Source organism: Rhizorhabdus sp., from assembly GCF_018006725.1.
GTDB lineage: Bacteria > Pseudomonadota > Alphaproteobacteria > Sphingomonadales > Sphingomonadaceae > Rhizorhabdus.
This window is the reverse complement of record NZ_JAGMXV010000231.1, coordinates 1-7,109: the sequence shown is the minus strand read 5'-3', so window position 1 is coordinate 7,109 and position 7,109 is coordinate 1. Positions and strand designations below refer to the sequence as shown.

Genomic DNA, 7,109 nt, shown 5'->3' with positions numbered 1-7,109 from the left:
TGCTCGAAGCCGTCGCTGGTGAGGCCGAAGGGCACGCCGAGGCCGCGGATGTTGACCGCCGTGTTGCGCGGGTTGGACGAATAGACCTGCAGCGTCGGTGCGATCTGCTGCATTCTCAATATGCTGAAATTGCCGGTATTTTCGATCTGGTTCACGCTCACGACCGAAATGGCGAGGGGAACGTCCTGGGCGGTTTCCTGACGGCGGCGGGCCGTGACTACGATGTCCTTGCGCGACGCATCGCCGTCGGCTTCCGCAGCAGCCGGGGCCGCCGATGTCGATTGGGCATAAGCCGGCGTCGCGAGAACGGCGACGACCGCCGCTCCCGCCAGGAGCTTGTTGCGCATGAAATGTCCCTTTCCTCTGTTCTTCGATCGCAGCAGCCTCTCTCCAGAAGGCGCGGCCCTGACCGCTTCCCCTGCCCCGAGAGAGGGCCAGCAACCGACGCAATGCGCCGGACGCCAGCTGTGCAGCCTGTTTAACTCTACTGTTTAGAAAGAGAAGAAAGTTTTTCTATCATATAAGTAGTGATAATAGATTGAATTTAAGATATTGAAATTGGGATATTTTATAGGGAAACATCGATTGCGTTCAGGCGGGCTGGACGCCGTCTGCCTCAAGTACAGCTTCATTGAGCAGCAATCCGGCTATGCGGACCCGTTTTTCTACGAGGTCGACCGGCGTGCGGGCGAGTTCGAGACGGTAGACCCGGCCATCGTCGCTTTTGAGTGAAAAGCTCCCGCCGTCGCGCAGGAGCAGGCCGGTCTGCTCGACGCGCCGCGCGGTCAGAGCGTTGCCTCGATTGCCCGGGCGGCCTGGTCGGGATCTTCTGCCTGGGTGATCGGGCGGCCGATGACGAGGATCGAGGCGCCCTGGTCGAGCGCCTGGCGCGGGGTCATCACACGCTTCTGGTCGGCATGGCTCTTGCCATCGGCAGGCCTAATGCCCGGAACGACGAAGAAACCGTGGGGCCACAGTTTCTTGGCCGCCTTCACCTCGTTGCCCGAACAGACCACGCCATCGAGCCCCGCCTGCTTCGCCAGCAGGGTCAGCCGTTCCACTTGGGCGTGGGGGTCACCGTCGACCCCGATCGCGGCGAGATCATCCTGGTCGAGGCTGGTCAGCACCGTCACGGCGACGACCTTGGTGCCGGCGGGTGCGGCCGCCTTGGCATCCTCCATCATCGCCAGCCCGCCCGCTGCATGGACGGTCAGGATCGCCGGCTTCAGTCCAGCCAGCGCCTGCACGGCCTTGGCGACGGTGTTGGGAATGTCGTGAAGCTTGAGGTCGAGGAAGATCGGCAGATCGAGCGCCGCCATCTCGCGCACGCCGGCCTGGCCGTGGGCACTGAAGAACTCCAGGCCCAGCTTGATGCCGCCGACATGGTGACGGACCTTCGCCGCGATGTCCTTCGCCTTGACGATGTCAGGCGTGTCGATGGCAACGTAAATCGGACTGCGGCTCATGCTCGTTATTCCGTCAGGGGCGTATCCGGCTGCGCCGTAGCCGGGACGACGGGCGCCGCCAAGGCGCTATTGCGTTCCAGCGTGTCGATGCGCCGGTTGAGCCGCCAGATTCGCGCCCGATGCAGGACGAAGGTCGGCAGAAAGCCGATCAGCGCACCCATCAGCAGGAGAACGGGCAATTTCACGTCGGCGGTCAGACCGGCCCAGAGGTTGATCGAGACCGCCGTCCAGTTCCGCGACGCGAACACCGCCGCGACGACGGCGAGGATCACCCAGAACAAGGTCTTCAGAAAATGCATGCGCTGCTTGTCCTCCAGCGATGCGGCGCGGTCAACCGTCGATATGCCGAGCGCCCCGTTCCGGCACCGGAACAGCTCAGCCGATCTCCCGTTCGATCTCGTCGATCTGCGGCCCGATCGAACTGAGCCGGCCGCGCTCCTCGTCGACGATGGCGTGGAAAAGACTGCGTTTGAGATGCCGGATCTCTTCGGCCGTGAAACCGCGCTCCTCGGGCAGCGTCGACATCAGCACGTCGATCATGCGTTCGGCCCCATGGAGCCGGCCCCACAGATAGTCATTCTCGCGATAGGCGCGGCAGAAGAAGGCGCCGAACAGGTTGAGTTCGATCCCTTTGAGCGTCGCCGTGGCACCACCCTGCCGGATCGACCCCGCATCGTCAGGGGAGATGCGGTCGACCTGGATCGAATGAAATTCCTGCGCGCCCTGCGCCCGGATCAGCGACAGGGTGGCGAGATCGTAGAAGCCGAAGCCGAGATAGGCGAGCAGGAGGGTTCGTCGGTCGCGCCGGTCGAGCCTGGGCAGAACCGCCGCGATCGCCCGGTCGGTCTCGACGTCGAGCTTTTCCAGGTCGCGTATGGAAGCGATGCTGGACAGGGCCGTCTCCGGATCCTCTGCGAAGCGGCGCGCCGCAGCCGCGACCGGTGGCTCATAATGGTCGCGCATCTGCAGCGCCAGATAGGGAGCAAGCGATGCATAGATCGCGTCGCGCGCCGCTTGAACGCCGGGATGGTCGCGGCCGCCATGTGCGCTCTCGATCTCGGTCAGGCGATCGGCGAGGAAGCGCAGCCGCCTTATGCGAAAGCCCAGATCATGTCGCCGGAAGAACTCGACGATCGCATCGCTGGTATCGCCCCCGCGCAATGCATCGGGCTCCTCGAAGCCTCGGTCTGCGAGCAGCGCCGATAATTTGCGGCGAATGCCCAGTTGCTCGCTCGACTCCTCGATTCCGGCGAGCAGGGCGATCATCGCCGCCAGTTCCTCGACGATCGTGGTGAGCTTCAGCTGGCCGTAGCCTGCATAGGTGAAGCCTGCCTGCCGTGCCGCTTGCGCATGCGCGCGTTGGCGCCAAAGCCCGATCCGTTCGGCGCTTGGGCGGTATAGTAATATCTGCCGCCCCATTGCGGCGCCGACTGCGGCGTCGACTTCCGGGCGGATCGCTTCGATGATCCGGCGGGTCTGCGCGATCCGCACCGATCGCTGCTCGATCAGCTCCAGATTCTCGCGGATCGGCTGTTCGCGCGGAATGGTCGAGATCGCGCCGAAGATTGTGGAGAAAAAGCCCGGCAGCCGGACGATGCCGTCGCTATGCCGTTCGGGCGGCGCCTGCACATTGGCGGTGGGATCGAGATAGAGGAAACGCCGGTCAACCTCGCGTCGCGCGGGCCGGTTGCGCAGCGCCTCGATCGCCGGGCGGAAGGGCGCGTTGGCGAGGACCGATCCGTCGATCAGCACCAGGTCCTCGGGGCTGCCGCTGACGGCCGCGCGCGGAAAGATGCGGTGGAGAAAGGCCTCACGGCCCGGCCAGTCGCGCTTGCGGGCCTTCAGCACCGAGTCGAGTTCGGCGACGTTGAACGGCGGGAAGGCGCCGGGAAAGCTGGCGGTCGCGCGGGCGGCGAAGGTCAGTTCGGCCGGGTCCGCCAGTTTGCGTCCGTCGAAGCCGCGGTCGGTGAAGCCGATGGTCAGCCGGTGCTCGCGTTCCTCGGCCTTTTCGGGGCTGTGCAGACGCAGGCGCTGATTATGGCCGTGAAAGTCGGTGACGGTCACCGAGACGTCGAGCGGCTGGCGTGGCGGCAGCAGGGGTGGCCCTGCCTCGCTCTTCGCCATCGCGTCGAAGGCGTCGAGGATCAGGTGCGAGAAGGTGGGGCCACCGAAGGGCGGGTTGAACCAGCGCGCCCGCACGAAGCCCGAAAGCTTGCGCCGCACTTCCGCGCGGGTTTCGGGCGCGACGGTGCGCTCGACCGCGCCCCCGCGTCGCCGGGCAAGCATCCAGGCGAAAGGCACTGCCCAGATCTTGGAGAAGCGCGACAGCGGACGGGCATCGGGGTCGAGCAATATTTCGACGTCGGCCTTGTCGAGCCACAGATCGGTCAGAGGTTCGAGCGATTGCCCGGTGGATATCGCATGGCCGAGGAAAACGCCGTTCATCCCGCCCGCGCTGGCGCCAGCGATGATGTCGATCAGCACCCGCAGGCGCATGCCCTTCTCGGCCTGGATGCGTTCGAGGATGTTGCGATAGATCGCTTCGCTGCCCAGTTCGCTGGCCGCTCCGTCGTGGAAGGCGCGGCTGGCGCGGACAAGGCGCCACAGTTCCTTCGTGATCCCGTGCATGTAAACGGCAAGGCTGACTCCGCCATAGCAGACCAGCGCGAGCCGCAATTCCTTCTCCCGCATGACAGCGACTTAGCGGCTGGCGGCGATCAGAGCCAGCTTCAATCAGCGGGCCTGTGCGGCGGGTCAGTGGGCAAGATTGTCATCGCGCTGCAGCGCCTGAACCCCGCAAAAGATGTCAAGCTGCGAGGCGAGGAAATTAGCGAGCGTCGTTGCGGGGCGCCCGGTCATCTGCTCGACCTCTGAGGTCGTTCGATCCTCGGCGCCGCCTGCGATCGCCTCGTCCATGCCCGCCAGCACCGCCGCATAATCGTGCGGGATGCCGATGCCGACATAGCGGGCAATCAACGCCTCTGTGGAGAGGCGACAATGCCGCACGGGACGACCTATCGCTTCGCTGATGGCATGCGCCACCGCATCATAGGTCAGCGCCTCGGGCCCGGTCAGCACATGGGCGCCGGGCGGCAGCGCAGGATTGGACAGCGCCTCTACCGCAACGGCGGCGATGTCGGCGGCATCGATGAACGGCACCCGCCCTTCGCCCGTCGCGGAATAGATGGCACCGTCGCCCAGGATCGAAGGCAGGTGCTGGGTCGTGAAATTCTGCATGAACCAGCTTGGCCGCAGAACCGTCCAGCGCGGCGCATGGGCGTGAAGCCAGGCATGGACCTCACCCATCATGGGGCCGCCTTCGTCGAGCGACGAGGCGCTCAGCAGCACCAGCTGCCCCGGAACGTGCGCCACCGCCCGTTCGAGAAAGACCCGCATCGCGGCAAGGTGGTCGGCACGATCGGTCGGCGCGACGAGATAGACGGACGTCGCGCCTTCCAGCGCCGCGTCATAAGTGGTCGCATCTGCCCAATCGAACCGTACCTGATCGGCCGACGCAGGCCGTCGGGTCGCGACCCGCGCCTTCAGCCCGCGCTGCGCGAGTTGCTCCGCGACCAACCGTCCGGTCTTGCCCGTGCCGCCGGTGACCAGAACCCGATCATGCATGATCGGACGTCCCAGTAACGAGCGAATCGACCAGCGCAGTGCCCCTAGTTGCGCGCAGCAGGACAAGCGGGTTCCAGTAATCCCGGTAGTGGACGATGCGTCCGCCTGCTGTGCAGATCACCGATATGTAGCTCTGGTCATAGGGCTCGCCCGTCGTCACGCCACGGCCGAACCCCGCGAACTCGATGATCACCACATCGGGATCGGTCGATGGATGAATGGTCGGCTCTCCCATGCGATCGAAGGCAATCATGCCGCCCACATTTTCCAGATGCCGCGCAATCGCGGCCCGCCCGTCGAGCCGGGCCGGCAAGCCGATCGGCGCGTAGGGGAACTCCATCACCCCGTTCTCGGCCATCATCTCCACGAAGCTGTTTGCATCGCGATCAATCCGATCACCGAGCGCGCGGCGCAGCATTGCCGAGAAGCTTTGAACAGTGTCTGTCATGGACTATCTCCGAATATGCGGAACGGTAGCGTTCCGTCCAGAGATAGGGATTTTGCGATGGAACGCAACCGTTCCGCCGAAACGGGTGGTCGAACTCAGTCTCCCAGGGGAGCAGCCGTCATGCGCGCCGACGTGACCGAGGCGCTCACACGGACCTTCTTTCAGGAATGGGCACGCACCGGCTATTCGGGCCTCAGCCTGGAGCGCGTCGCGCGATCGGCGGGGGTCGGGAAGGCCGCCCTCTACCGGCGGTGGCCCGAAAAGGCGGTCATGGCCAGCGATCTTCTGTCCCGCGTAGGCCTGACGATCACCGATGTCGGCGAGCAGGGATCGCTGGAGGACGACCTGAAAGCCGTGCTGTTCGCCATTCGCCGCGTGCTTCGCCATCCGCTCGTGAAGCGGATCATCACCGATCTTCACGCGGAGATAGAAAGAACTCCTGCGCTCGAACGCGCCATCCGGCCCTTCCAGCGCGCGCGCCGCGAACGGGTCGATGCCTTGATCGATCGTGCGATCGAACGGGGCGAAGTCGCGTCCTCCATCGATCGCGAAACGGCCGCCGACCTGATTGCAGCCCCGCTCTACTGGCGTTTGGCGGTGCTGGGCGGACGATCGGATCGCGCGCATATAGAACGCTTGGCCCGGATGCTGACCTTGGCTCTTCGCGCGGGGCAATGACCTGCTGTCGGAAGCCGGCCCGCTATTGCTCTTAGTCGCTGGCTGGCGCGGCTCCTCGCGTCGGTCGCTTGTCATGGCGACGGTGATGATGTACCCCTTTTGTTCATAATTCCAGAGGACTCCCCCGATCGATGGCGAAGCCGCAGAAGCGTTATGTCTGTCAGGCCTGTGGCAGCGTGGCGACGCGCTGGCAGGGGCAGTGCGCCGACTGCGGCGAGTGGAACAGCCTGATCGAGGAGAGCGCGAAGGCGACCGTCTTCTCGGCCAAGCACGACCTGCGGACGGGTGGGCGGGCGATCCAGATGGTGGGGCTCGACGCCGATATCCCGTTGCCCAAGCGCTGGAGCACCGGCATCGCCGAATTCGATCGCGCGCTGGGCGGGGGCGTCGTGCCGGGTTCGGCGACGCTGATCGGCGGAGATCCGGGCATCGGCAAGTCGACCCTGCTGCTGCAGGCGGCGGCGCGGATGGCAATGGCGGGGCAGCCGGTCGCCTATATTTCGGGTGAGGAAGCGGCCGATCAGGTGCGGCTGCGTGCGCGGCGCCTGGGCCTCGGCCAGTCGCCGGTGCAGCTGGCCTCGGCGACGTCGGTCCGCGACATCCTGACCACCATGGAGCAGGCACCGCCGTCGCTGCTGGTGATCGATTCGATCCAGACGATGCACAGCGACCAGATCGAGGGCGCGCCGGGCACGGTCAGCCAGGTGCGCGCCTCCGCGCAGGAGCTGATCCGCTTCGCCAAGGAGCGCGGCACCGCCATCGTGCTGGTCGGCCATGTCACCAAGGACGGGTCGATCGCCGGGCCACGCGTGCTCGAACATATGGTCGACACGGTGCTGAGCTTCGAGGGGGAGCGCAGCCACCAATATCGCGTCCTGCGCGCGGTCAAGAAC

Annotated in this window: 9 protein-coding genes; 2 read left to right on the top strand and 7 right to left on the bottom strand. The window is 65.5% G+C overall.

Going from position 1 to position 7,109, the window contains the following annotated elements; all coding sequences use genetic code 11:
* The 7 genes from KAY22_RS22180 to KAY22_RS22150 all read right to left on the bottom strand — a co-directional run.
* On the bottom strand, window positions 1-347 hold a 347-nt coding region (locus KAY22_RS22180; RefSeq protein ID WP_366514133.1), incomplete at its 3' end, for a TonB-dependent receptor plug domain-containing protein.
* Window positions 348-591: 244 nt separating this feature from the next.
* Entirely contained in the window at window positions 592-753 is a 162-nt protein-coding gene (locus KAY22_RS22175; protein WP_366514134.1) for a DUF5818 domain-containing protein, read from the bottom strand.
* A 32-nt stretch (window positions 754-785) separates the two neighbouring features.
* Window positions 786-1,466: an orotidine-5'-phosphate decarboxylase gene (gene pyrF / locus KAY22_RS22170; RefSeq protein ID WP_296625359.1), complete on the bottom strand. Its 681-nt coding sequence runs from the start codon at window positions 1,464-1,466 to the stop codon at window positions 786-788.
* Window positions 1,467-1,471: 5 nt separating this feature from the next.
* Window positions 1,472-1,765 (bottom strand): LapA family protein, encoded by a 294-nt coding sequence (locus KAY22_RS22165; protein WP_296625358.1) that lies wholly within the window; start codon window positions 1,763-1,765, stop codon window positions 1,472-1,474.
* Window positions 1,766-1,841: 76 nt separating this feature from the next.
* A complete protein-coding gene (locus tag KAY22_RS22160) occupies window positions 1,842-4,157 on the bottom strand; it encodes a patatin-like protein (RefSeq protein WP_296625357.1) in 2,316 nt (771 codons plus the stop codon).
* Window positions 4,158-4,220: 63 nt separating this feature from the next.
* Window positions 4,221-5,090, bottom strand: a complete 870-nt coding sequence (locus KAY22_RS22155) for an NAD(P)H-binding protein (RefSeq protein WP_296625356.1) — start codon at window positions 5,088-5,090, stop codon at window positions 4,221-4,223.
* Window positions 5,083-5,538, bottom strand: a complete 456-nt coding sequence (locus tag KAY22_RS22150; protein WP_296625355.1) for a nuclear transport factor 2 family protein — start codon at window positions 5,536-5,538, stop codon at window positions 5,083-5,085. Before KAY22_RS22150 ends, KAY22_RS22155 begins: the two co-directional genes overlap by 8 nt.
* 120 nt (window positions 5,539-5,658) lie before the next feature.
* Here KAY22_RS22150 and KAY22_RS22145 point away from each other — a divergent pair, with 120 nt between their 5' ends.
* Both KAY22_RS22145 and KAY22_RS22140 read left to right on the top strand, forming a co-directional pair.
* On the top strand, window positions 5,659-6,216 hold the full coding sequence (locus KAY22_RS22145) for a TetR/AcrR family transcriptional regulator (RefSeq protein ID WP_296625354.1): 558 nt from the start codon (window positions 5,659-5,661) through the stop codon (window positions 6,214-6,216).
* Window positions 6,217-6,347: 131 nt separating this feature from the next.
* On the top strand, window positions 6,348-7,109 hold a 762-nt coding region (locus tag KAY22_RS22140; protein ID WP_296625353.1), incomplete at its 3' end, for a DNA repair protein RadA.